The organism is Curtobacterium sp. MCBD17_023 (assembly GCF_003224415.1).
Lineage (GTDB): Bacteria > Actinomycetota > Actinomycetes > Actinomycetales > Microbacteriaceae > Curtobacterium.
The window spans coordinates 407,138-428,784 of sequence record NZ_QKLJ01000002.1 but is presented as its reverse complement, the minus strand read 5'-3'; the positions used below and the strand labels follow the sequence as shown (position 1 = coordinate 428,784).

Sequence of the window (21,647 nt, the reverse complement as noted above, 5' to 3'; positions counted from 1 at the left end):
GCGACTGCCTGCAGACGGGAGGCCCGGTACCAGCTGGTACCGGGCCTCCCGTCCGTCCGCGTGGCGGCTGTGCGTCGAACGCGAGCCTGGGCCGCCTCCCATCCGCCGTCCGTCAGCGTGGACGGTACGAGCGAGAGGAGCGCCATGCGCGCCATGACCTACCGCGGCCCCTACCGGGTCCGCGTCGAGGACAAGCCCGACCCCCGGATCGAGCACCCGAACGACGCGGTCATCCGTGTCGAACGCGCCGCGATCTGCGGGTCGGACCTGCACCTGTACCACGGCATGATGCCGGACACCCGCGTCGGCCACACCTTCGGTCACGAGTTCATCGGCGTCGTCGAGGAGGTCGGGTCGTCCGTCGAGACGCTCAGCGTCGGCGACCGGGTGATGGTCCCGTTCCACATCTCCTGCGGCACCTGCTGGTTCTGCGCCCGCGGCCTGTTCACGAACTGCCACAACGTCAACCCGAACGCGACCGCGGTCGGCGGCATCTTCGGGTACTCGCACACCACCGGCGGCTACGACGGCGGGCAGGCGGAGCGCGTCCGCGTCCCGTTCGCCGACGTCGGCCCGCAGGTCATCCCGGACTGGCTCGACGCCGAGGACGCCCTGATGATGACGGATGCACTCGGCACCGGGTACTTCGGTGCCCAGCTCGCGTCGATCCGCGAAGGCGACACCGTCGTGGTGCTCGGCGCCGGCCCGGTCGGCCTGTACGCGGCGAAGTCCGCGTGGTTCATGGGCGCCGGCCGTGTGATCGTCGTCGACCAGCTCGAGTACCGGTTGGCGAAGGCGCGCGAGTTCGCCCAGGCCGAGACGATCAACTTCGCCGAGGTGGACGACATCGTCGTCGAGATGAAGAAGCAGACCGACTTCCTGGGTGCCGACAGCGTCATCGACGCGGTCGGGGCCGAGGCCGACGGCAACTACCTGCAGCACGTGACGAGCTCGAAGCTCAAGCTGCAGGGCGGCTCGCCGATCGCGCTCAACTGGGCCATCGACGGTGTCCGCAAGGGCGGCACGGTGTCGGTGATGGGCGCCTACGGCCCGATCCCGAGCGCCGTCAAGTTCGGCGATGCGCTCAACAAGGGCGTCACCATCCACATGAACCAGGCACCGGTGAAGCGCCAGTGGCCGCGGCTCCTCGAGCACATCCAGGCCGGGCACCTCAAGCCGAGCGACGTCATCACGCACCGGATCCCGCTCGAGCACATCGACGAGGCGTACCACCTGTTCTCGGCGAAGCTCGACGGCTGCATCAAGCCGGTGATCGTGCCGTGAGCGAGAACGGAGACCAGAGCATGCGCACCACACCGGACGGACACGGCGCCGACGACCACATCGCGTACGTGGCGGACAAGCCGCGCGACCTGCCGTCCGCGGACGAACTCCGCGCGCGGATCCCCGGATGGGGGAGCGACCTGGACCTCGCCGACCGGCCGAGCGTCCCGAAGCTGTCCCGCGAGGCCGGCTCGGCGACGAACGCGCACTGGGACCGACCGGAGCAGCAGCCCGGTGGGGAGGGCCGCGAGCGGTCGATCGAGCACGCGCACGTCACGCCGGTGTTCGGCACCGCGCAGCCCCTGTCCGGCATCGCCGGCGTCGTGAAGCGGTACGCCTACCGCCGCTTCAGCGAGGGCCGCCTGGCGCACTGGATGCTCCTCGTCGTGGGCGACCGCCTCGACGTCGCCACCCACCGCGTCACCGACGCGCTCCGCGGTCGCCCGGACCGGTTGGTCGAGGAGACCGGCATCGCCGCCGAGCGTGCGGACGACCCGGTCGGCGCCCGCCTCGGGTCGACGCGACGGGACTGGCGGCACGGTGTGCTCGACCCCGTCGTCGCGACGTGGCCGTACCTGCTCATCGGCGGCGTGGCCGTCTGGGTGGTGCGGCGCGCCCGGCGCTGACCGAGAACCGCACCGCGCTCTGGGCGCGGAAAAACGAACGGCCCTCCCGGAGGAGGGCCGTTCGCCGCTTGTCTCAACACAAGTGTCCGAGCACGTGGTCCGGAGACCAGGTACTGCGTGTCCGAGGGGGGACTTGAACCCCCACGCCCTAATACGGGCACTAGCACCTCAAGCTAGCGCGTCTACCAATTCCGCCACCCGGACTGGGTGTGGTGCTCTAGCACCGGGCTGTCCGACCGGATTTCCCCGGCCTTCCTGCCGAGAGAAGACACTAGCACGGCTGTGAACGCACGCTGAACACGGGTGCGCATCCCGGGCGCGGCGCGACCGGATCGCGGTGCTCGGTGGTGTCGCCGGTAGCGTTGTCGCATGACGTCCGAGCTGGAACGCACCGCGGCGATCGCGCGGGACCTCATCCGGATCGACACCACGAACTGGGGTGAGGGGAAGTCCCGGGGTGAGACCGAGGCAGCGCACTACGTCGAGGCAGCGCTGCAGGACCTGGGCCTGACCCCGCAGCTGTTCGAGTCCGAGCCGGACCGGGTCAGCGTCGTCGCCCGCGTCCCCGGCCGGGACCGCAGCAAGCCGGGCCTCGTCGTGCACGGGCACCTCGACGTCGTACCGGCCGACCCGGCGAACTGGTCCGTCGACCCGTTCGGCGGCGAGGTGCGCGACGGGTCGCTCTGGGGTCGTGGCGCCGTGGACATGAAGAACATGGACGCGATGATGCTCACGGCGTTGGCCGACGTGGTCGAACGCCAGGGCGCTCCCGAGCGCGACCTCGTCATCGCGTACTTCGCGGACGAGGAGGCCGGGGGCATCCTCGGCGCCCACCACGTCGTGGACACGCATCCCGAGGTCTTCGCCGGGGCGACCGCTGCCATCAGCGAGGTCGGCGGCTACTCGATCACGCTCGGCGACCGTCGCGCCTACCTGCTCCAGACCGGTGAGAAGGCGCTCATGTGGGTGAAGCTGACCGCCCACGGGACCGCGGCGCACGGCTCGCACGTCATCCGCGACAACGCCGTCACGAAGCTCGCCGCCGCCGTCGGCCGGATCGGCGGCGAGGAGTGGCCGGTCCGGCTCTCGGACACGACCGAGGCGATGGTCGCCGAGGTCGCCCGCTTCCTCGGCGTCGACCCGGTCGCCACCGGTCCGGACGAGGTCGCCCTGGCCACCGGCTCCGCGGCGCGGTTCATCCACGCGGCGTTGCACACCACCACGAACCCGACCGTCCTGAGCGCCGGGTACAAGCACAACGTGATCCCGGACGAGGCCACCGCGCTCGTCGACATCCGCTGCCTGCCCGGTGACGAGGAGACCGTCCTGGCCCGCGTGCGGGAACTCGCCGGCGAGGACGTCGAGGTCACCATGACGCACCAGGACGTCGGCCTCGAGCAGGACTTCGGCGGTCCGCTCGTCGACGCCGTCCGGGACGTCCTCGAGCGGCACGACCCGGGCGCCCCGGTCCTGCCGTACCTGCTCTCCGGCGGCACCGACAACAAGGCGCTGTCCCGTCTCGGCATCGCCGGGTACGGCTTCGTGCCACTGCAGCTGCCCGCCGGGGTGGACTTCCCCGCGATGTTCCACGGCGTCGACGAGCGGGTCCCGCTCGAGTCGCTGGCGTTCGGCCGCCGCGTCCTCGGAGACCTCTTCGCGACCTACTGATACCGTGCATGGTCGTCGTCGGGAACGGCGACCGAGTCCAGCACCGGCGAAAGGCCGCACACGTGCACATCTTCGAGGCGATCTTCCTCGGCTTCGTCCAGGGTCTGACCGAGTTCCTGCCGGTCTCCTCCAGCGCGCACCTGCGCATCGTCGGGCTGTTCCTGCCGGATGCGGAGGACCCCGGTGCGGCCTTCACCGCGGTGACGCAGCTCGGCACCGAGACCGCCGTGCTCATCTACTTCTGGAAGGACATCACCCGGATCATCGGGCGGTGGTTCGGCGCGCTCGGTGGCAAGGTCCCGCGGAACGACCCGGACGTCCGCCTCGGGTGGCTCGTCATCCTCGGCACGATCCCGATCGGCGTGGTCGGCCTGCTGCTCCAGGACAGCATCGAGACCACGTTCCGGTCGCTCTGGATCGTGGCGATCGTGCTCATCGTCTTCGGCGTCGTCCTGGGCGTGCTCGACCGGGTCGGACGGAAGGTCCGGCGGATCGAGCACATGACCTTCAAGGGCGGCATCCTCATCGGGCTCGCGCAGGTCCTCGCGCTCGTCCCGGGCGTCTCCCGGTCCGGCGCGACGGTCTCGATGGGGCTCGCCCTCGGGTACACCCGTCCGGCGGCCGCGCGGTTCGCCTTCCTCCTCGCGATCCCCGCGGTGTTCCTGTCCGGGCTGTACGAGGCCGCGACGAGCCTCGGCGACACCGGAGCGCCGTTCGGTGTGGCGGACACCCTGATCGCGACCGTCGTGGCCTTCGTCGTCGGGTTCGTCGTCATCGCCGCGTTCATGAACTACATCAGCAAGCGGAGCTTCATGCCGTTCGTGGTCTACCGCATCCTCCTCGGTGTCGTCCTCATCGTGCTGCTCTCCCTCGGGGTGGTCGAGCCGTGAGGGCCTGGCAGGCACCGAGCGTCCCCGAGGTCCCGGGGGCCGGCCCCCGTCCGCTCGTCCACGACACCGCGACCGGCAAGCCCGTCGACCCGACGCGTGGTAACGACGACGCGTCGCTCTACGTCTGCGGGATCACCCCGTACGACGCCACACACCTCGGGCACGCCGCGACGTACCTGGCCTTCGATACGCTCGGCCGGGCGTGGCGGGACGCCGGGTTGCCGGTGCGGTACGCGCAGAACACGACCGACGTCGACGACCCGCTCCTCGAGCGGGCGACGCGTGACGGCGTGGACTGGCGGGAGCTCGCCGCCTCGCAGATCGACCTGTTCCGCCGCGACATGGAGGCCCTGCGCGTCCTGCCGCCGGACGACTACGTGGCCGTCACCGACGAGGTCGAGCGCGTCGCCGAGGCCGTGGCCTACCTGGAGGAGACGGGCTACGCCTACACGGTGCCGACGCCGGACTCCGACGGCGAGGACCTCTACTTCGACGTCAGCCGCCCGAGCGACGCCTGGACGCTCGGCGACGAGAGTCGTCTCGACCGCGAGACGATGCTCGCCCTCTCCGCCGAGCGCGGCGGCGACCCCGACCGGCCCGGCAAGCGCGACCGGCTCGACCCGCTGCTCTGGCGTGCCGAGCGCGAGGGCGAACCGAGCTGGGACACCGAGATCGGCCCCGGACGCCCGGGCTGGCACATCGAGTGCAGCGTCATCGCCGGCGACAAGCTCGGCCTGCCGATCAGCGTGCAGGGCGGTGGCAGCGACCTCGTCTTCCCGCACCACGAGATGAGCGCCGGGCACGCCGCGGCCCTGGCCTCCCAGCCGCTGGCGAACGCCTTCGTGCACACCGGGATGGTCGCCTACCAGGGGGCGAAGATCTCCAAGTCGCTCGGCAACCTGGTGACGGTGCGCGGGCTCCTCGACCGTGGCGCCGATCCGCGCGCCATCCGCCTGGCCCTGCTCTCGCACCGGTACTCCGACGACTGGGAGTGGACCGACGGCGACCTCGACGACGCGGGCCGCCGCCTCGCTGCCTGGGACACGTGGGTGCGCTCCGGCTCCGGCTCCGAGCAGGACGCCGACGCCGTCGTGGCGCGGCTCCGGGCCCGGGTCGCGGACGACCTCGACACGCCGGGCGCGGTCGCGGTGGTCGACACCGCGATCGCCGGCGGGACGGCGGCGACCCCCGAGCTCGTCGACCTCGTCGACGCCCTGCTCGGCATCCGCATCGCCTGACCGCCGTGGCGGCGGACGCTGCCACCCCGAGACGAACGGGAGGTCCGGTACCAGCTGGTACCGGACCTCCCGTCCGTCACGCGCCCGCGTCTACTGCGGCGGCTGCGGCGGCCGCCACGGGCCCTCGCCCGCCGCCCCGCCGCCGTCCTTGCCGTCCTTGTGTTCCCGGCGCCGCAGGTACTGCTCGAACTCCTGCGCGATGGCGTCGCCGGAGGCCTCGGGGGAGTCGACCGTGTCGCGCGCCTGTTCCAGCTGGCCGATGTAGGACGCCATGTCCTCGTCGTCCGCGGCGAGGGCGTCGATGCCCTCCTCCCACTGCGCGGCATCGTCGAGCAGGGTGCCGCGCGGCACGGTGACGTCCGTCAGCTCCTCCATCTTGTCGAGCAGCGACAGGGTGGCCTTCGGCGACGGGGCGTTGTGCACGTAGTGCGGCACGGACGCCCAGAGCGACAGCGTGGTCAGCCCGGCCTTGTCCATCGCGTCGGCGAGGACCCCGAGGATGCCCGTCGGGCCCTCGTACGTCGACTTGTCCACGTCGAACGCCGCACGCACGCCGGCGTTCTCGCTCGACACGAAGACCGAGATGGGCCGGGTGTGCGGGACATCGGCGAGCATCGCCCCGACGAAGACCACGGCGTCGATCGAGTACACGTCCGCCAGGTCGATGACCTCGGCGCAGAAGGCGCGCCAGGTCCGCGACGGCTCGGGGCCGACGAGCACGAACACGTCCCGCTCGGTCGGTGCGCCGGTCGCCCCGATCACCGGTCGGCCCTCGGCACTCGGGCCGTGCAGGACGATGCGCGGCCAGGTGACGGCCCGCTCGCCCTCGTCGTCGAAGCCGACCTCGGGACGGTTGAACTGGTAGTCGACGTACCGCTCCCCGTCGATCTCGCGGAGTTCATCGAGCTCGAGGGCGTCGACGATGCGACGAGCGAGTCCGCTCGCGGCCTCGCCGGCGTCGTTCCAGCCCTCGAACGCGACGACGAGGAGTCGTCCGTCGCTGAAGGGGGAGTGCTGTGGCACGGCAGGGGCCTCCTGGTTGTGGAGCGGGTCGACGCACCCGCGGTCGCGCGCGTCGGACCGGAGCACGATCAGGCATCCACGATAGACCCGCTGCCCCCGGGCGGGCGTCCCCGGCCCGGGGGTCGCCGACGCCGCCGGTAGACTCGTCGCCCGTGACCGCGCAACCCCCCACCACCGTCCGGCCCGACCCGGTGCTGCCCGCAGCCGTGCTGTGGGACATGGACGGCACGATCATCGACACCGAGCCCATGTGGCAGGAGTCGCAGGTCGTGCTCACCGCGCGCTTCGGCGCCGAGTGGACGCACGAGGACGGCCTGTCGCTCGTCGGCAGCGGCCTCGAGCGGTCCGGCGAGATCCTCCGTGCCAAGGGCGTCGACATGGAGGTCGAGCAGATCGTCGCGTGGATGACCGACTTCGTGGTCGAGCGCCTGCACGGGGACGACCTGCCGTGGCGTCCCGGTGCCCGTGAGCTCGTCGAGGAACTGCACGACCGCGGGGTCCCGACCGCACTCGTCACGATGTCGCGCCGCACGATGGCCCTGGTCACCGCCGAGGCGTTCGGCGCACGCGGCTTCCGGGTCGTCGTCGCCGGTGACGACGTCGAGCGCCCGAAGCCGTACCCGGACGCCTACCTGAGCGCGGCCGCGCAGCTCGGGGTCGACCCGACCACGTGCATCGCGATCGAGGACTCCGCGACCGGCGTCGCCTCGGCGGTCGCGTCCGGCGCGGTGACGGTGGGCGTCGAGCACATCGTCCCGCTCGCCGAGGGTGCCTGCGACGTCCTCCTCGACACCCTGGACGGCGTGACCGTCGACCGCCTGCTCGAACTCACCGGCCCGGCCCTGGCGGCCCGTGCCACCGACCGCCAGGGAGGCCCGGCCTCCGTCCCGGCGTCGGCCCCCGTCACCGAAGGGGACGCGCGATGAGCGACGCCACGACCGACGAGCCCACCACCCCCGGCGAGCCGACCGCGCAGGACGCGGTGGAGCTGCCGCACACGGTCGGGGGTGCGCCGCACACCCCGCCGCGCGGACCGTTCCGTGCCGGCGACCGCGTCCAGCTCACGGGCCCGAAGGGGAAGCTCACCACGCTGTCGCTCGAGCGCGGCGTGGTCTACCACACGCACCGCGGCATGCTCGCGCACGACGACGTCATCGGGCAGGCGGACGGCTCGGTCATCCGGGCGAGCTCCGGGGACGAGTACCTGGCGCTGCGGCCCCTGCTCAACGACTACGTCATGTCGATGCCGCGCGGTGCCGCGATCGTGTACCCGAAGGACGCGGCCCAGATCGTCGCGTTCGCGGACGTCTTCCCGGGCGCGCGGGTCGTCGAGGCCGGGGTCGGTTCCGGCGCACTCTCGCTGTGGCTCCTCCGGGCGATCGGCCCGACCGGCAGCCTGCAGTCGTTCGAGCGCCGCGACGAGTTCGCGGCGATCGCCCGCGGCAACGTCGGCACCTTCCTCGGGGCGGTCCCGGACAACTGGTCCGTGACCGTGGGGGACCTCGTCGAGGAGCTCCCGCAGGCCGTCGAGCCGCAGAGCATCGACCGCGTGGTGCTCGACATGCTGGCCCCGTGGGAGTGCGTCGACGAGGCCGCCGACGCCCTCGTGCCCGGCGGGCTCATCGTCTGCTACGTCGCGACGGTCACGCAGCTGTCGCGCACGGCCGAGGCCCTCCGTGACACCGGGCGCTTCACGGACCCGCAGTCGAGCGAGACGCTCGTGCGTACGTGGCACGTGGAGGGGCTCGCCGTGCGTCCGGACCACCGGATGGTGGCGCACACCGGCTTCCTGATCACCGCACGTCGCCTGGCGGACGGGGTCGTCCTGCCGAACCTGAAGCGTCGTGCCGGCAAGGCGGAGTTCTCGGACGAGGACGTCGAGGCCTGGACCCCCGGCGCCGTCGGCGAGCGTGGCGCCAGCGACAAGAAGCTCCGCAAGGTCGCGCGTCAGGCGGCCGCCCAGGCCCGCAAGGTCGCGGCGGCCGAGGCGGGCGAGGACGGTGGCTGGGCGGCGTCCGGACCCGACGACGACGCCCACTAAGCTGACCTCCGTGCCCGTCCTGCATCGAACGGAAAGAGGATCCGTGCGCACCATCCCCGCACTCGTGGTCACCATCGGTCTCGTCGCGTCGCTGACGGCGTGCGCCGCTCCCGGTGCGGGATCGTCGAGCACGTGCGCGCCGTCCGGAGCCGCGTCGGAGGCCGTCTCGGCCAGGGGCGCGTTCGGTGCGCAGCCGGACGTCACGGTGCCCGCCGGTCTCACCGCCACCGGCACCCAGGTCTCCGTCCTCCGCCAGGGCGACGGCCGCACGATCGGGGACGGCACACCGGTCGTCCTCGAGTACACGCTCGTCGACGGCGCGACCGGCGAGGTCGCCCAGACCAGCGGCTACACCGGTTCCTCGAACCCGATCACGGCCGGTTCGACCAACGCCGGTGCGCTCGGCGAGGCCCTCGAGTGCGCCCAGGTCGGCGACCGACTCGCCGTCGCGATGCCCAAGTCGGCACTCTCGGGGACCGCCCCCTCCCGCTCGACGGGGAAGGCCGAGGACGCGGCCGTCTTCGTCGTCGACGTGCAGCGTGCGTTCGCCGCCCGCGCCACCGGCACGCCCCAGCTCGCGGGCGACGGCATGCCCGCCGTCGTGCTCGCACCGGACGGTGCACCCGGCATCACCATCCCCTCGTGGCCGGCGCCGGAGAAGGACGAGCAGCACCTGCTCCGCAAGGGCGACGGCGGGACGCTGACCGCGGAGGACACCGCGGTCGTCAAGTACACCGCCGTCACGTGGGGGAGCAGCACGACCGACTCCACCGTCGCGGGCTCGAGCTGGACCGACGGGTCCGGCGCGCAGCCGCTCCCGCTGGCCGAGGGCCAGGTCGTCGACGGCATCCGGAACGCCCTGATCGGCCGGCACGTCGGGGACCAGGTCCTCGCGATCGTCCACCAGCAGGGTGCCGCGTACGCGTACGTCATCGACGTGCTCGGCGCGATGCCGCGCTGACCCGCGGCTGCGTAGGATCGGCACGTGCCCACCACCCGTGCTCCCCGTGTGCCCGCCGAGGAACGGCTGTTCAGCCTCGTGCTCGCACTGCTCTCGACGGAGTCCGGGCTGACGAAGTCCGAGATCCTGGCGAACGTCCAGGGGTACCGGCAGCGGTACGCGCCCGGCGGTGACAACGCCTCGCTCGAGCGGCAGTTCGAGCGCGACAAGGACGACGTCCGCGAGCTCGGGATCCCGCTCGAGACGATCGAGACGCCGGGTGCCGCGGGGAACAACCAGACGCTGCGCTACCGGATCCCGAAGGGCGAGTACGACCTGCCGCTCGACGTCCGGTTCACGCCCGACGAGTCCGCCCTGCTGTCGCTCGCCGCGATGGCGTGGCGCGAGGGCGCCCTGTCGGCCGACTCCAGGCGCGGACTGCTCAAGGTGCGGTCCGCCGGGTCCGAGGACGACGGCTCGGAGCACGAGAGCGGCGACGGTGCGACCGCGATCGGTGCCTACGCCCCGCGGTTGCGCACCCGGGACACCGCGTTCGAACCCCTGCGGTCGGCCCTCGACCGGGGCGCCGCCGTCCGGTTCGCGTACATCACGCCGGGCCACCACGAGGCCCGCGTCCGCGAGCTCGCGCCGCTCGCGCTCGTCCAGCACGGCGGCCGGTGGATGCTCGCCGCGCACGAGTTCGCGACGCGGTCGGAGAAGAACTACCTGCTGTCCCGGATCGTCGGTCCGGTGACCCTGTTCGAGGTCGGTCAGCACCCGGCACCGGCGGACGCGGGGGAGCGGGCGCTGGCCGGCCTGGACCGGGTCTGGGCGGAGCGCACCGCGACCGTGCACGTCGTCCCGGGGTCGGACGCCGAACGCCGTCTGGCCCGTCGGCGGGACACCACCGCGACGACGGACGGCGAACTGGTGGTCCACCACGTCGACCCGCAGATCCTGGCCGAGGAACTCGCCGCGTTCGGCCCCGAGGTGCGGGTCGTCGAACCGGAGGACCTGCGGCAGCGCGTGGTCGACCGCCTCCGCGTGCTCGTCGCCGACCACTCCGGGCCGCCCGAACGGACCGCCGACCACCGCGGCGCCGAGGACGGTCGCCGCCTGCCCGAGGACGGACCCGACCGTGGCTGACGCCCAGCCCCTGCAAGCGCAGGACAAGCTCGCCTTCCTGCTGGCACTCGTGCCGTACCTCATCGACCGGGAACGCGTCTCCGTCGCCGAGGCCGCCCGGCACTTCGGGGTCCCCGAGTCCCGCATCCGGCGTGCCGTCGAGCTCATCGCGGTGTCCGGCGTCCCGGGCGAGACCATGCAGTACCAGCACGGCGACCTGTTCGACATCGCCTGGGACGACTTCGACCAGAACGACATGATCGTGCTGACGAACCTCGTGGCGATCGACGACGCCCCGCGGCTGTCGGCGCGCGAGGCGTCGGCACTCATCGCGGGCCTCCAGTACCTGTCCGCCCTGCCCGAGGCCGCCGACACCGACGCCATCCGGGCACTGATGGCGAAACTGTCGCGCGGTGCGGGTGGCGCCGCGGGGAACGTGGCCGTCGGCCAGGACCTGCACGACGCGTCCCTGACCGTCATCCGTCAGGCGATGTCCGAGCGACGTGGACTCCTGTTCGAGTACGCGGGACCGCGGACGCAGGGCGGCACGCGTCGCGTCGACCCGCTCCGCGTCGAGTCGATCGACGCCGACTGGTACCTGCGCGCCTGGGACCTCGACCGCGCGGCGATCCGCACCTTCCGCCTCGACCGGATGTCCGGCGTGCGCGTGGACGACCGGCCCGCCGAACGGACCATCGAGGACGTCGTCCTGCCCGACACGCTGTTCCAGCAGAGCGCCCAGGACGTCATCGTCACGGTCGAGCTCGACGCCTCGTCCCTGCCGCTCGTCGCCGACTTCCTCGCCGACACCGCGGATGCGCCGGACACCGACGGGCGGGTGCGCATCCGGCTCGCGGCGTCGGCCGGGTTCGACGGGGTCGTCCGGCTCGTCGCCGGGCTGCCCGGCCGCGCCGTGGTGATCGACCCACCCGCCGCCCGGGAGGCCGTGCGCGCGTTCGCGGCGGCCGCTCTCGACGTCCACTGAGAGACCGCTGCCGTAGGATCGGTGCATGGCTTCGACGACCGCGGGCGGGCGAGAGAAGCGGCACGGGCGCCGACCGAAGGAACCCGAAGGCCGCATGTCCCTCGGTCAACACTTGATCGAGCTGCGCAACCGCCTGTTCAAGGCCGTCGTCGCGGTCCTGGTGGCGGCGGTCGGCGGCTGGTTCCTCACACCGTTCGTGCTCGACGCGCTCCGCTCCCCGGTCACGCAGCTGGCCCGGGTCGGCGGGCACACCGCGGAGCTGAACTTCCCGATGATCACGGGGGCGTTCGACCTCCGCCTGCAGATCGCGGTCACGATCGGCGTCGTCATCGCGAGCCCGGTCTGGCTGTACCAGATCTGGGCCTTCATCGTCCCGGCCCTGGTCCGTCGCGAGAAGCAGTACGTGTGGGGCTTCCTCGGTTCGGCGATCCCGCTGTTCTTCGCCGGATGCGCCTTCGGGTGGTACGTCCTGCCGCACGTCGTCGGCATCCTCGGCAGCTTCGTCTCGGCGCAGGACACGTCGATCGTCGACGCGAAGGCGTACTACGACTTCGTCATCAAGCTCATCGTCGCGGTCGGCATCGCCTTCGTGCTGCCGGTCTTCCTCGTCCTGCTCAACTTCGTCGGGGTCCTGACGGCCGCGGCGATCGTCCGGTCGTGGCGGGTCGCGATCGTGCTGATCCTCGTCTTCACCGCGCTCGTCACGCCGTCGGCGGACGTGCTGTCCATGTTCATCCTGGCCATCCCGATGGTCGTGCTCTACTTCGCCGCCTGCCTGGTGACGTGGGTGCACGACCGCCGTCTGGCGAAGCGCCAGGCGAAGCTCGACGAGGAGTACGGCCTGTGACCGAGACCAGCCTGAGCCCCGCCGAGCGGTTCGCCGCCGCGAAGGTCCGCCGTCGCTCGCGGAACCTCGAGTTGTTCCGGACCGACCTCCGCTTCGACCTCGACCCGTTCCAGTTCGCGGCCTGTGACGCGGTCGACCGCGGCAACAGCGTGCTCGTGGCCGCACCGACCGGCGCCGGCAAGACGATCGTGGCCGAGTTCGCGATCTGGCTGGCGATGCGACAGCCGACCGCGAAGGTGTTCTACACGACGCCGATGAAGGCGCTGAGCAACCAGAAGTACGCCGAGCTCGTGCAGGCGTACGGCGAGACCGAGGTCGGGCTGCTCACCGGCGACACGAACGTCAACCCCCGGGCCCGCGTCGTCGTGATGACGACCGAGGTCCTGCGGAACATGATCTACGCCGACTCGGACCTGCTCGACGACCTGGCGTGGGTGGTGCTCGACGAGGTGCACTACCTCGCCGACCGGTTCCGTGGCGCGGTCTGGGAAGAGGTCATCCTGCACCTCCCGACCGAGGTCCGGCTGGTGTCGCTCTCCGCGACCGTCAGCAACGCCGAGGAGTTCGGCGACTGGCTGCAGACGGTGCGCGGCGACACCGACGTCATCGTCTCCGAGGACCGCCCGGTCCCGCTCGAGCAGCACGTGCTCGTCGGGAACAAGATGGTCGACCTCTTCGACTCGTCCGGTGCCGCGGCGACGAACCGCGTCAACCCCGAGCTCCTCCGGCTCGTCGGCGGCGCCAACCGTCACGGCACGAACGGTCCGCGCGGCCGTCGCGGGCGCCCGGTGTACCCGGACCGCCGTGGTCCCCGTGCGGAGAAGGCCCACCGCGAGCAGATCGCGAAGATGCTCGACGAGCGCATGCTCCTGCCCGCGATCTTCTTCGTCTTCAGCCGGAACGGCTGCGACCAGGGCGTCCGGCACGTCGTGCGCTCGGGGCTGTCGCTGACGACCGCGGACGAGCGGCGTGAGATCCGCGAGACGGCCGAGTACCACTGCCGCACCCTCCTCGACGAGGACCTCGCCGTCCTCGGGTACTGGGAGTGGTTGGAGGGGCTCGAGCGCGGGGTCGCCGCACACCACGCCGGGCTGTTGCCCGCGTTCAAGGAGGTCGTCGAGGACCTGTTCCAGCGCAAGCTCCTCAAGGTCGTCTTCGCCACCGAGACCCTGGCCCTCGGGGTGAACATGCCGGCGCGCACCGTCGTCCTCGAGAAGCTCGAGAAGTTCAACGGCGAGGCCCGGGTCCCGATCACGCCGGGGGAGTACACGCAGCTCACGGGTCGTGCCGGTCGTCGGGGGATCGACGTCGAGGGCCACTCGGTCGTGCAGTGGTCGGACGGCCTCGAGCCGCAGGCCGTCGCGTCGCTCGCGAGCCGTCGGACCTACCCGCTCAACTCGTCGTTCAAGCCGACCTACAACATGGCCGTGAACCTCATCGAGCAGTTCGGCCGCGACCGCACGCGCGAGGTGCTCGAGACCTCGTTCGCGCAGTTCCAGGCGGACCGGTCCGTCGTCGACCTCGCCCGCAAGGTCCGGTCGCAGCAGGAGTCCCTGGACGGCTACCAGAACGCCATGCAGTGCCACCTCGGCGACTTCACGGAGTACGCGGCACTCCGCCGGCGGCTGTCGGACCTCGAGCGCTCGAACGTGCCCGGCGGCCGCGAGGCCTCGCACGGGGCCCGCCAGGACCGCCAGTCCGCGATCACCGAGGTCCGCCGACAGCTCCAGCGGCACCCGTGCCACGCCTGCCCGGACCGCGAGGCCCACGCACGCTGGGCGGAGCGCTGGTACAAGCTCAAGCGCAGCAACGACAAGCTCGTGCAGCAGATCCGGTCCCGAACGGGCGCGGTCGCGACGACGTTCGACCGCGTGACCGACGTGCTGCTCGCACTCGGGTACCTGGTGCAGGACGACTCCGGAGACGTCACGGTGGCGGCCGGCGGTCGGCGGCTGCAGCGCATCTACGGGGACCGCGACCTGCTCGTCGCCGAGTGCCTCGAGGCCGGCGTGTGGAAGGAACTCACACCCGCGCAGCTCGCCGGGATGGCGGCGACCATCGTCTACCAGCCCCGTCGCGAGGACGCGCCGGGCACCGAGCACGCCGTGCCCCGCGGCGCCTTCCGGCCGGCTCTGGACGAGACGCTCACGATCTGGGCCCGCCTGGACGACGTCGAGCGCGACGCCCGGCTCGCCGGTTCCGAGCCGCCGACACCGGCGATCGCGCTCGGGATGTTCCGGTGGGCCTCCGGGTCGCCGCTCGACGACGTCCTGCGGTCGCTCGACCTCGCCGCGGGCGACTTCGTCCGGTGGTCGAAGCAGGTCATCGACCTCCTCGACCAGATCCGCAACGCGGGCGACGAGGACCTCGCCCGCACGGCCCGTCGAGCGACGGACGCGGTGCGCCGCGGCATCGTCGCCTACGCGACGGTCTGACGGGAGGCCCGGTGACGGTCCTCGCCACACCCGTACGTCCGGTGCGCGCGTCCGCCGGGCGGTGGCGGCCCGGGACGGCGGGCGACGCGCTGACCGCGGCCCTGCCCCTCGCACAGGCGCTGCCGCTGTCGGTCGTCGGCGGACTGCTGTTCGCCCTGTCGTTCCCGTCCCCGGGCTGGTGGTTCCTCGCGTACCCGGCGGTCGCGTGCCTCCTGCTCGCCGCGATCGGGCAGCGGGCCCGCCGCGCCTCCTGGCTCGGCTTCGTCGCCGGCGTGGCGTTCTGGGTGCCGGTGATCTCGTGGGCCGGACGGTACCTCGGACCGGTGCCGTGGTTCGCGCTCGCGCTGCTCGAGGCGGCGCTCTTCGCCGTCGGCACGGTGGCGATCGCGCTCGCGTACCGGTGGGTGGGGCGCGTCGTGACCTCGACCGCCGGACGCGTGTGGGGCCTCCCGGCGGTGGTCGCTGCGCTTTGGACCGGACGCGAATGGCTCTCCGGCAGCTGGCCGTACGGCGGGTTCGCCTGGGGTCGGGTGGGCCTGTCCCAGTCCCAGGGGCCGTTCACGCACCTCGCCGCGTACGTCGGCGTCCTCGGACTGAGCTTCGTCGTCGTCTACTGCGTCGCCGTCGTGGTCTCCCTCGGACTCGTCGGCGGGCTCCGCCTGTCGGTCCGGGTGGCGACGGCCGGGCTGCTCGTCTCGGTGGTCCTGGCGGTGCCCGCGTGGCCGACGGCGGTCGACGGCACGGTGCGGGTCGAGGCCGTCCAGGGCAACGGGCCCGCCGGCTACTTCGACGGCGCCGAACCCGGCGACGTCCTCCGGTCGCAGGTCGCGGCCACCGACGTCGAGGCCCGCGGCGTCGACCTGGTCGTGTGGCCGGAGGCGGCGGCGGAGTACGACCCCCGTCGCGAACCGGTCATCGCGTCCGCGCTCGACGCCGTCGTGCGGAGCGTCGGGGCCCCGCTGGTCGCAGGCGGCGTGACGCAGACCGCGTCCGGAGTCCTGCACAACACCTCGTTCGTGTGGGACGACGACGGCTGGGGGGCCTCGTACGACAAGAAGCGGCCGGTCCCGTTCGGGGAGTACGTCCCGGACCGCTGGTTCTACTCGAAGCTCGCCCCGTCGCTGATCGGGCTCCTGCAGCGCGACTACACCCCGGGGACGAAGCCGAACGTGCTGCCGGTCGCCGGCATCCGCGCCGGCGTGATGATCTGCTTCGACGTGGTGGACGACGGCCTGACGGCGGACTTGGCGGACGGGGGAGCGCAGGTGATCCTGGCGCAGACGAACAACGCCGACTTCGACGGGACCGACGAGAACCTCCAGCAGCTCGAGATCGCCCGGATGCGGGCCGTCGAGACCGGACGGTCGCTCGTGAACATCTCCACCGTCGGCGCATCCCAGGTCATCGACCCGAGCGGTCGGACCATCGACCGGGTCCCGGCGTACACCGCGAGTTCGATGGTGACGGACGTCCCGCTCGGCACGTCGACCACGCCGGCGACCGTCGCATCGGGGAACATCACGCTCGCGCTGTCGCTCGGCGGTCTGCTCGTCCTGCTCGCCTGCGCTCCGTGGGGACACCGCCGCCGCTGACCTGCCACCCAGGGCCGCGCCGTGCACTGGGAACCGACTGTGAATGCCACCCCTCCGGAACGAAAGGCGGGTGGTGTGGGTTGGACCGGAGGAACGAGCGAGAGGAGTCGGACATGGCTGATCGGAGTCTCCGAGGCATGCGGCTCGGGAGCCAGAGCCTCCAGAGCGAGGACGGTGTCGAGCTCTCCGAGCGGAAGCGTGCCGTCTACCAGGCGGTCTCGGGAGAGACCTTCGACATCGTCTTCTCCGCCGAGGCAGAGGTCCCGGCCGTCTGGTCGGACCCGCGCACCGGGATGGAAGGACGACTGCTCGGCGATGACGGCACCCCCGTCGAGGTCGCCGCAGAGGACGTCAAGGCGCCGCGGACGCACTGGGACATGCTGCTCGAACGGCGCTCCAGGGAAGAACTCGAGGAGCTGCTGCAGGAACGCCTGCAGGTGCTCCGTGCCCGCCGCGGCGCGTAGGCGTCGCGCGACACACACGACGACGGCCCGCTCCCTGTGGGAGCGGGCCGTCGTCGTCTGTCGGTCAGACCGCGGGGGAGCGGTCCTCGCCCTGCGCCTGCCCGTCGGTCGAGCCGGCTTGCTCGTCCGTCCGGAACTGGGCGCGGGTCGCGTCGGCGGCGGCCGCGAGCTTCTCGTCGACGCTCCGGTCCGACTCGGCGAGGCGGTCCGCCAGCGCGGACTCCGGCACGATGTCCGCCGCGGTGGCGTCCGCGCTCCGGGCCGCGGTGCCGCTCCCGGTCGTCGCGGCGGTGGTGGTCACGAGGCTCTCGCCCGCGAGCTTGGAGATCTTCTCGAGGAAGTCGCCGCTGCCCGCCGGGCCGGCTGCGGGCGCACCGCCGGTCCGCGTGGCGCTGAAGCCCTTCGCGATGCCGGAGAGCGCCTCGGTGAACTCGCTCGGGATCATCCAGAGCTTGTTCGACGTGCCCTCGGCGATCTTCGGCAGCATCTGGAGGTACTGGTAGGACAGCAGCTTCTCGTCCGGGTCGCCGGTGTGGATGGCGTCGAACACCGTCGCGATCGCCTGCGCCTCACCCTCGGCGCGGAGGACCTGGGCCTTCGCGTCACCCTCCGCCGCGAGGATCGCCGCCTGCCGCTGGCCCTCGGCCTCGAGGATCTGGGACTGCTTCGTGCCCTCGGCCTGCAGGATCGCGGCACGACGGCTCCGCTCGGCACGCAGCTGCTGCTCCATCGCGTCCTGGATGGACACGGGCGGCTCGATGGCCTTCAGCTCGACACGGCCGACGCGGATGCCCCACTTGCCGGTCGCCTCGTCGAGCACGACGCGGAGCTGCCCGTTGATGTTGTCGCGGCTGGTCAGGGCCTCTTCGAGGTTGAGCCCACCGACGACGTTGCGGAGCGTGGTCGTGGTGAGCTGCTCGACGGCGCCGAGGTAGTTCGCGATCTCGTACGTGGCGGCGCGGGCGTCGGTGACCTGGAAGTACACGACGGTGTCGATCGAGACGACGAGGTTGTCCTCGGTGATCACCGGCTGGGGCGGGAACGAGACGACCTGCTCGCGCATGTCGAGCAGCGGCCGGAGACGGTCGATGAACGGCACGAGCAGGTTCAACCCCGGGCTGAGGGTCTTGTGGTACTTGCCGAGCCGTTCGACGATGCCGGCGGTGGCCTGGGGGACGATCCGGATGGCCTTGGCGAGGACGACGATCACGAAGACGACGACGACGGCGATGAGGACGATCAGGACGACCGTCCCGGTGGACAGGGTCATTGGCCAGCCTTCTGTTCGGTGCGGACGACGGCTGTGGAGCCCTCGATGGACTCGACGACCACGCGGGTGCCGAGTGGTGGTGTGCGGTCGGTGGTGCCGGGAGCGAAGCGCGCGCTCCAGGTCTCCCCGTTGGCCAGGCGGACCTGACCGGGACCGGAGGACGTGAACGCGAGCGCGACCGTGCCGCTCATCCCGACCAGACCATCGATGCCGGTCCGGTGCGGGTCGGCACCGCGGTTCAGCGCTCGGAGCACCCGAGGACGCACGACGGCGAGCAGCAGCAGCGCGAGCACTGCGGCGATGAGCGTCGACAGCCACCACTCGGCGCCGAGCAGTGCCGCGACCAGGCCGCCGGCTGCCCCGGCAGCGAGCATGATGAAGACGAAGTCGAGGGTGAACACCTCGACCACCCCCAGGACGAGCACAAGTGCGATCCACACGATCACCTGCGTCCATTCCGTGACGTCCACGCGATCTCCCTCCCCGTACATCGCGCGCGGCGGTCGCTGCGTCGCGACGTCCGGTCTTGTCCGACCAACGTACCAGCGCCCTCCGGCGAGGCGACTGGTGGCCCCTACGGCGGCGCGGGTACCGGGCTGGCCGCGCCGCGCCTTGGTAGGCTCGATGCCGCCCGGGACGACCAGGACCGGCGCCGCCCCACGACAGGAGACACCACTGTGAGCAGCCCCCTCGCCCCCGGATCCCTCGACGGCACGCGCGCCCTCGTCACCGGGTCCTCCCGCGGCATCGGAGCGGACACGGTCGGGTACCTGGCAGAGGCCGGCGCCAAGGTCGTCGTGAACTACCGCAACAAAGCACGTCGTGCCGAGCAGATCGCGGAGAAGATCGTCGCGGCCGGGGGAGCGGCGCTCGCCCTCGGGGCCGACCTCACCGACCACGACTCCGTGCAGGCGATGGTCGACGCGGTCGTGCAGGAGTGGGGCGGCATCGACCTGCTCGTGCTCAACGCCTCCGGCGGCATGGAGTCCGGCATGGGCGACGACTACGCGCTGCGACTCAACCGCGACGCGCAGGTCGACATGCTGCAGACCGCCGTGCCGCACATGCCCGCCGGGTCCCGCGTCGTCTTCGTCACGAGCCACCAGGCCCACTTCGTCGAGACCGCCGAGACGCTGCCCGAGTACGTCCCGGTCGCGAAGAGCAAGCGTGCCGGTGAACTCGCCCTGCGCGAACTGCTGCCGCAGCTCGAGGCCGCGGGCATCGAGTTCGTCACCGTCTCCGGCGACATGATCGAGGGCACCATCACGGCGACCCTGCTCAACCGCATCAACCCCGGCGCCATCGAGGGTCGCCGCGAGGCCGTCGGCAAGCTCTACAGCGTGTCCGAGTTCGCCGCCGAGATCGCCCTCGCCGCGGTGGAGCCGATCCCCGCCGACCACACGAAGCTCGTCGGGGACGTCAGCTCCTTCACGGACTGAGCCGTCGGCCCTCGCCGCCGCGCGGCGCGGGCGCCGCACCCGGCGGCTAGCGTCGGTGCCGTGACTGCTGCACACGGCCTGCGCCGGACCTCCCGGATCCTCCTGCTCGACCCCGACGGACGCGTGTTCCTCATGGACACGAAGGCGCCGTCCTCCGACGGCGCGCACCGGTGGATCACCCCCGGCGGCGGCGTCGACCCGGGGGAGTCGCACCGGGACGCGGCGGTCCGGGAACTCCGCGAGGAGACCGGCATCGTCATCACCGACCCGGGGGAGCCGGTGTGGTCCTGGGACTTCGCGGTCACGTGGGACCAGGCCGACCACGACCGCGGGCACGCGGAGTTCTACGTCGTCCGGACGGCGGGCTTCACGTTGTCCGACGCCGAGTGGACGGACGACGAACGTGTCGACATCCTGGCGGTCCGGTGGTGGACGGCGGACGAGCTCGAGGCGACGGACGAGCCGTTCGAGCCGGCGGAGCTCCCGGAACTGGTGCGCCGGTACGTGCGCTGACGCAGCGCTCGGTGCTGATGCATCGCTCGGTGCCGCCGCTCGCACGATCGGTCTGTCCCCAGTTCGCGGGTGCCTGCGCCGCTTTCCGGACACCGGTCCACCGTGTCAGTACGTTCAGAGTCGACCATTCGTCAGCGACCTGACGTCATCCTCGCACCGGAGTCATCATGACCAACACCACCAACCCGTACCAGAGCACGGCGCAGAGCAGCCAGAAGTTCAGCACGCTCGCGATCGTCGGCTTCGTGCTCGCCTTCGTCATCAACATCGCGGGCCTCGTCGTCAGCCTCATCGCCCTGTCGCAGATCAAGCGCACGGGGGAGCGCGGCCGTGGCCTGGCGATCGCCGGCGTCATCATCTCCGTCCTGTCGCTCGTCATCGGCATCTTCTCGTCGATCGCGTTCTTCAACGCGGCGGCGAACATGAACACCGCGCTGGGCTTCTGACCACTGCGATCGAACGACGGGAGGCCCGTGGCGGAACTCGCCACGGGCCTCCCGTCTGTCCGGGAACGAGCGGGCCCTGCGACCATCGAGCGACCGCGGCGTAGCGTCACAGACATGACGTACAGCCAGCCGGACCCGGCAGAAGAGACCACGCAGGCCGACGAGCCCCAGCAGCCCGACACGGACCACACCGTCGAGGAGCAGGGCGAGGAGAACGCAGCCCTCGAGATCGACAGCTCGGACGTGCCGACCTCGTCCGACGACTCGTCGAACTAGGGCAGCACACCCGCGGACGCCTGGGAGCGGCGCTCAGACGAGCGTCGCCACCAGGCGTTCGACGCGTCCGCGGACGTCGTCGCGGATCGGTCGGACGTCCTCGATCGGCAGGCCGGCCGGGTCGCTGAGCTCCCAGTCCTCGTACCGTTTGCCGGGGAACACCGGACAGGCATCCCCGCAGCCCATGGTGACGACGACGTCGGCGTTCCGGACCGCGTCGGTCGTCAGGATCGCCGGCGTCTGACCGACGATGTCGATGCCGACCTCGTGCATGGCGGCGACGGCGACCTGGTTCACCTGGTCCGCCGGCTCGGACCCGGCGGAGAAGACGTCGATGCGGTCGCCGGCGATCGCACGCAGGAACCCCGCGGCCATCTGCGACCGCCCGGCGTTGTGCACGCAGACGAACAGGACGGCGGGCTTCTGGTCGGGCGTTCCGGTGCTCATGCGGTGATTGTGCCGCACTCGGCTTGCCGGTGACTGCGCGCCGATAATGCATATTATGTCAGGTCGGACCGACCGAGGCGCAGGCGTGATGAATTCAC

At 71.8% G+C, this 21,647-nt stretch carries 22 protein-coding genes and 1 tRNA gene; 18 read left to right on the top strand and 5 right to left on the bottom strand.

Translation table 11 applies throughout. The features are described 5' to 3' along the window. Positions 1-144: 144 nt before the first annotated feature. Both DEI84_RS04620 and DEI84_RS04615 read left to right on the top strand, forming a co-directional pair. The gene (locus DEI84_RS04620) at positions 145-1,284 is read left to right on the top strand and encodes a zinc-dependent alcohol dehydrogenase (RefSeq protein WP_110824976.1); all 1,140 of its coding nucleotides are present in this window, start codon (positions 145-147) and stop codon (positions 1,282-1,284) included. Between the two features lie 20 nt (positions 1,285-1,304). Then, entirely contained in the window at positions 1,305-1,910 is a 606-nt protein-coding gene (locus DEI84_RS04615; RefSeq protein WP_258371695.1) for a hypothetical protein, read from the top strand. Positions 1,911-2,028: 118 nt separating this feature from the next. Here DEI84_RS04615 and DEI84_RS04610 read toward each other — a convergent pair. Continuing rightward, positions 2,029-2,114, bottom strand: a tRNA-Leu gene (locus DEI84_RS04610). A gap of 165 nt (positions 2,115-2,279) precedes the next feature. Between DEI84_RS04610 and DEI84_RS04605 the strand changes: the two genes are divergently transcribed. The 3 genes from DEI84_RS04605 (at position 2,280) to mshC (ending at position 5,706) form a co-directional block, all read left to right on the top strand. Beyond that, on the top strand, positions 2,280-3,578 hold the full coding sequence (locus DEI84_RS04605) for a M20/M25/M40 family metallo-hydrolase (RefSeq protein ID WP_110889837.1): 1,299 nt from the start codon (positions 2,280-2,282) through the stop codon (positions 3,576-3,578). 62 nt (positions 3,579-3,640) lie between these two features. Next, a complete protein-coding gene (locus DEI84_RS04600; protein ID WP_110825208.1) occupies positions 3,641-4,468 on the top strand; it encodes an undecaprenyl-diphosphate phosphatase in 828 nt (275 codons plus the stop codon). Beyond that, a complete protein-coding gene (gene mshC / locus DEI84_RS04595) occupies positions 4,465-5,706 on the top strand; it encodes a cysteine--1-D-myo-inosityl 2-amino-2-deoxy-alpha-D-glucopyranoside ligase (RefSeq protein WP_110889836.1) in 1,242 nt (413 codons plus the stop codon). Before DEI84_RS04600 ends, mshC begins: the two co-directional genes overlap by 4 nt. 90 nt (positions 5,707-5,796) lie before the next feature. On the opposite strand, the gene DEI84_RS04590 is transcribed toward mshC, so the two are convergent. After that, a complete protein-coding gene (locus DEI84_RS04590; RefSeq protein ID WP_110825207.1) occupies positions 5,797-6,729 on the bottom strand; it encodes a proteasome assembly chaperone family protein in 933 nt (310 codons plus the stop codon). A gap of 152 nt (positions 6,730-6,881) precedes the next feature. Here DEI84_RS04590 and DEI84_RS04585 point away from each other — a divergent pair, with 152 nt between their 5' ends. From DEI84_RS04585 to DEI84_RS04545, 9 genes are all read left to right on the top strand, one after another. Continuing rightward, the gene (locus DEI84_RS04585; protein WP_258371694.1) at positions 6,882-7,655 is read left to right on the top strand and encodes an HAD family phosphatase; all 774 of its coding nucleotides are present in this window, start codon (positions 6,882-6,884) and stop codon (positions 7,653-7,655) included. Then, positions 7,652-8,770 carry a tRNA (adenine-N1)-methyltransferase gene (locus DEI84_RS04580; RefSeq protein WP_258371693.1) on the top strand — a complete coding sequence of 373 codons (1,119 nt, stop codon included), beginning with the start codon at positions 7,652-7,654 and terminating at the stop codon, positions 8,768-8,770. The genes DEI84_RS04585 and DEI84_RS04580 overlap by 4 nt, the downstream gene beginning before the upstream one ends. Positions 8,771-8,813: 43 nt before the next feature. After that, positions 8,814-9,731, top strand: coding sequence for an FKBP-type peptidyl-prolyl cis-trans isomerase (locus DEI84_RS04575; protein ID WP_110889835.1), 918 nt, complete (start codon positions 8,814-8,816; stop codon positions 9,729-9,731). A 24-nt stretch (positions 9,732-9,755) separates the two neighbouring features. After that, positions 9,756-10,856, top strand: coding sequence for a YafY family protein (locus DEI84_RS04570; RefSeq protein WP_110889834.1), 1,101 nt, complete (start codon positions 9,756-9,758; stop codon positions 10,854-10,856). After that, positions 10,849-11,820 carry a YafY family protein gene (locus DEI84_RS04565; RefSeq protein WP_110889833.1) on the top strand — a complete coding sequence of 324 codons (972 nt, stop codon included), beginning with the start codon at positions 10,849-10,851 and terminating at the stop codon, positions 11,818-11,820. Before DEI84_RS04570 ends, DEI84_RS04565 begins: the two co-directional genes overlap by 8 nt. Positions 11,821-11,914: 94 nt before the next feature. Beyond that, positions 11,915-12,667 (top strand): twin-arginine translocase subunit TatC, encoded by a 753-nt coding sequence (tatC, locus tag DEI84_RS04560; RefSeq protein WP_110824970.1) that lies wholly within the window; start codon positions 11,915-11,917, stop codon positions 12,665-12,667. After that, complete coding sequence (locus DEI84_RS04555) at positions 12,664-15,102, top strand: RNA helicase (RefSeq protein ID WP_110824969.1); 2,439 nt, start codon at positions 12,664-12,666, stop codon at positions 15,100-15,102. The genes tatC and DEI84_RS04555 overlap by 4 nt, the downstream gene beginning before the upstream one ends. A gap of 11 nt (positions 15,103-15,113) precedes the next feature. Next, entirely contained in the window at positions 15,114-16,694 is a 1,581-nt protein-coding gene (gene lnt, locus DEI84_RS04550) for an apolipoprotein N-acyltransferase (protein ID WP_258371692.1), read from the top strand. Positions 16,695-16,807: 113 nt separating this feature from the next. Further along, positions 16,808-17,158, top strand: a complete 351-nt coding sequence (locus DEI84_RS04545) for an RNA polymerase-binding protein RbpA (RefSeq protein WP_110824968.1) — start codon at positions 16,808-16,810, stop codon at positions 17,156-17,158. A gap of 64 nt (positions 17,159-17,222) precedes the next feature. Here DEI84_RS04545 and DEI84_RS04540 read toward each other — a convergent pair whose 3' ends face one another. Then, positions 17,223-18,428 (bottom strand): SPFH domain-containing protein, encoded by a 1,206-nt coding sequence (locus DEI84_RS04540; protein ID WP_110889832.1) that lies wholly within the window; start codon positions 18,426-18,428, stop codon positions 17,223-17,225. Further along, positions 18,425-18,898, bottom strand: coding sequence for an NfeD family protein (locus tag DEI84_RS04535; protein WP_181420347.1), 474 nt, complete (start codon positions 18,896-18,898; stop codon positions 18,425-18,427). The genes DEI84_RS04540 and DEI84_RS04535 overlap by 4 nt, the downstream gene beginning before the upstream one ends. A 207-nt stretch (positions 18,899-19,105) precedes the next feature. Between DEI84_RS04535 and DEI84_RS04530 the strand changes: the two genes are divergently transcribed. The 4 genes from DEI84_RS04530 (at position 19,106) to DEI84_RS15595 (ending at position 21,102) form a co-directional block, all read left to right on the top strand. Beyond that, the gene (locus DEI84_RS04530; RefSeq protein WP_110889830.1) at positions 19,106-19,867 is read left to right on the top strand and encodes an SDR family oxidoreductase; all 762 of its coding nucleotides are present in this window, start codon (positions 19,106-19,108) and stop codon (positions 19,865-19,867) included. Between the two features lie 60 nt (positions 19,868-19,927). After that, on the top strand, positions 19,928-20,380 hold the full coding sequence (locus DEI84_RS04525) for an NUDIX hydrolase (RefSeq protein ID WP_110889829.1): 453 nt from the start codon (positions 19,928-19,930) through the stop codon (positions 20,378-20,380). A 167-nt stretch (positions 20,381-20,547) separates the two neighbouring features. Further along, on the top strand, positions 20,548-20,826 hold the full coding sequence (locus tag DEI84_RS04520) for a DUF4190 domain-containing protein (protein ID WP_110824963.1): 279 nt from the start codon (positions 20,548-20,550) through the stop codon (positions 20,824-20,826). A 114-nt stretch (positions 20,827-20,940) separates the two neighbouring features. Next, positions 20,941-21,102 (top strand): hypothetical protein, encoded by a 162-nt coding sequence (locus DEI84_RS15595; protein ID WP_181419537.1) that lies wholly within the window; start codon positions 20,941-20,943, stop codon positions 21,100-21,102. 33 nt (positions 21,103-21,135) lie between these two features. On the opposite strand, the gene DEI84_RS04515 is transcribed toward DEI84_RS15595, so the two are convergent. After that, a complete protein-coding gene (locus DEI84_RS04515; RefSeq protein ID WP_110889828.1) occupies positions 21,136-21,549 on the bottom strand; it encodes an arsenate reductase ArsC in 414 nt (137 codons plus the stop codon). Positions 21,550-21,647 lie beyond the last annotated feature (98 nt).

Bases quoted from the DNA above. Each gene is read 5' to 3' on its own strand.
- DEI84_RS04605 (WP_110889837.1), top strand. From the start codon at position 2,280: ATGACGTCCGAGCTGGAACGCACCGCGGCGATCGCGCGGGACCTCATC.
- DEI84_RS15595 (WP_181419537.1), top strand. From the start codon at position 20,941: ATGACGTACAGCCAGCCGGACCCGGCAGAAGAGACCACGCAGGCCGAC.
- DEI84_RS04545 (WP_110824968.1), top strand. From the start codon at position 16,808: ATGGCTGATCGGAGTCTCCGAGGCATGCGGCTCGGGAGCCAGAGCCTC.
- DEI84_RS04515 (WP_110889828.1), bottom strand. From the start codon at position 21,549: ATGAGCACCGGAACGCCCGACCAGAAGCCCGCCGTCCTGTTCGTCTGC.
- DEI84_RS04615 (WP_258371695.1), top strand. From the start codon at position 1,305: ATGCGCACCACACCGGACGGACACGGCGCCGACGACCACATCGCGTAC.
- DEI84_RS04540 (WP_110889832.1), bottom strand. From the start codon at position 18,428: ATGACCCTGTCCACCGGGACGGTCGTCCTGATCGTCCTCATCGCCGTC.
- DEI84_RS04620 (WP_110824976.1), top strand. From the start codon at position 145: ATGCGCGCCATGACCTACCGCGGCCCCTACCGGGTCCGCGTCGAGGAC.
- DEI84_RS04580 (WP_258371693.1), top strand. From the start codon at position 7,652: ATGAGCGACGCCACGACCGACGAGCCCACCACCCCCGGCGAGCCGACC.
- DEI84_RS04520 (WP_110824963.1), top strand. From the start codon at position 20,548: ATGACCAACACCACCAACCCGTACCAGAGCACGGCGCAGAGCAGCCAG.
- tatC (WP_110824970.1), top strand. From the start codon at position 11,915: ATGTCCCTCGGTCAACACTTGATCGAGCTGCGCAACCGCCTGTTCAAG.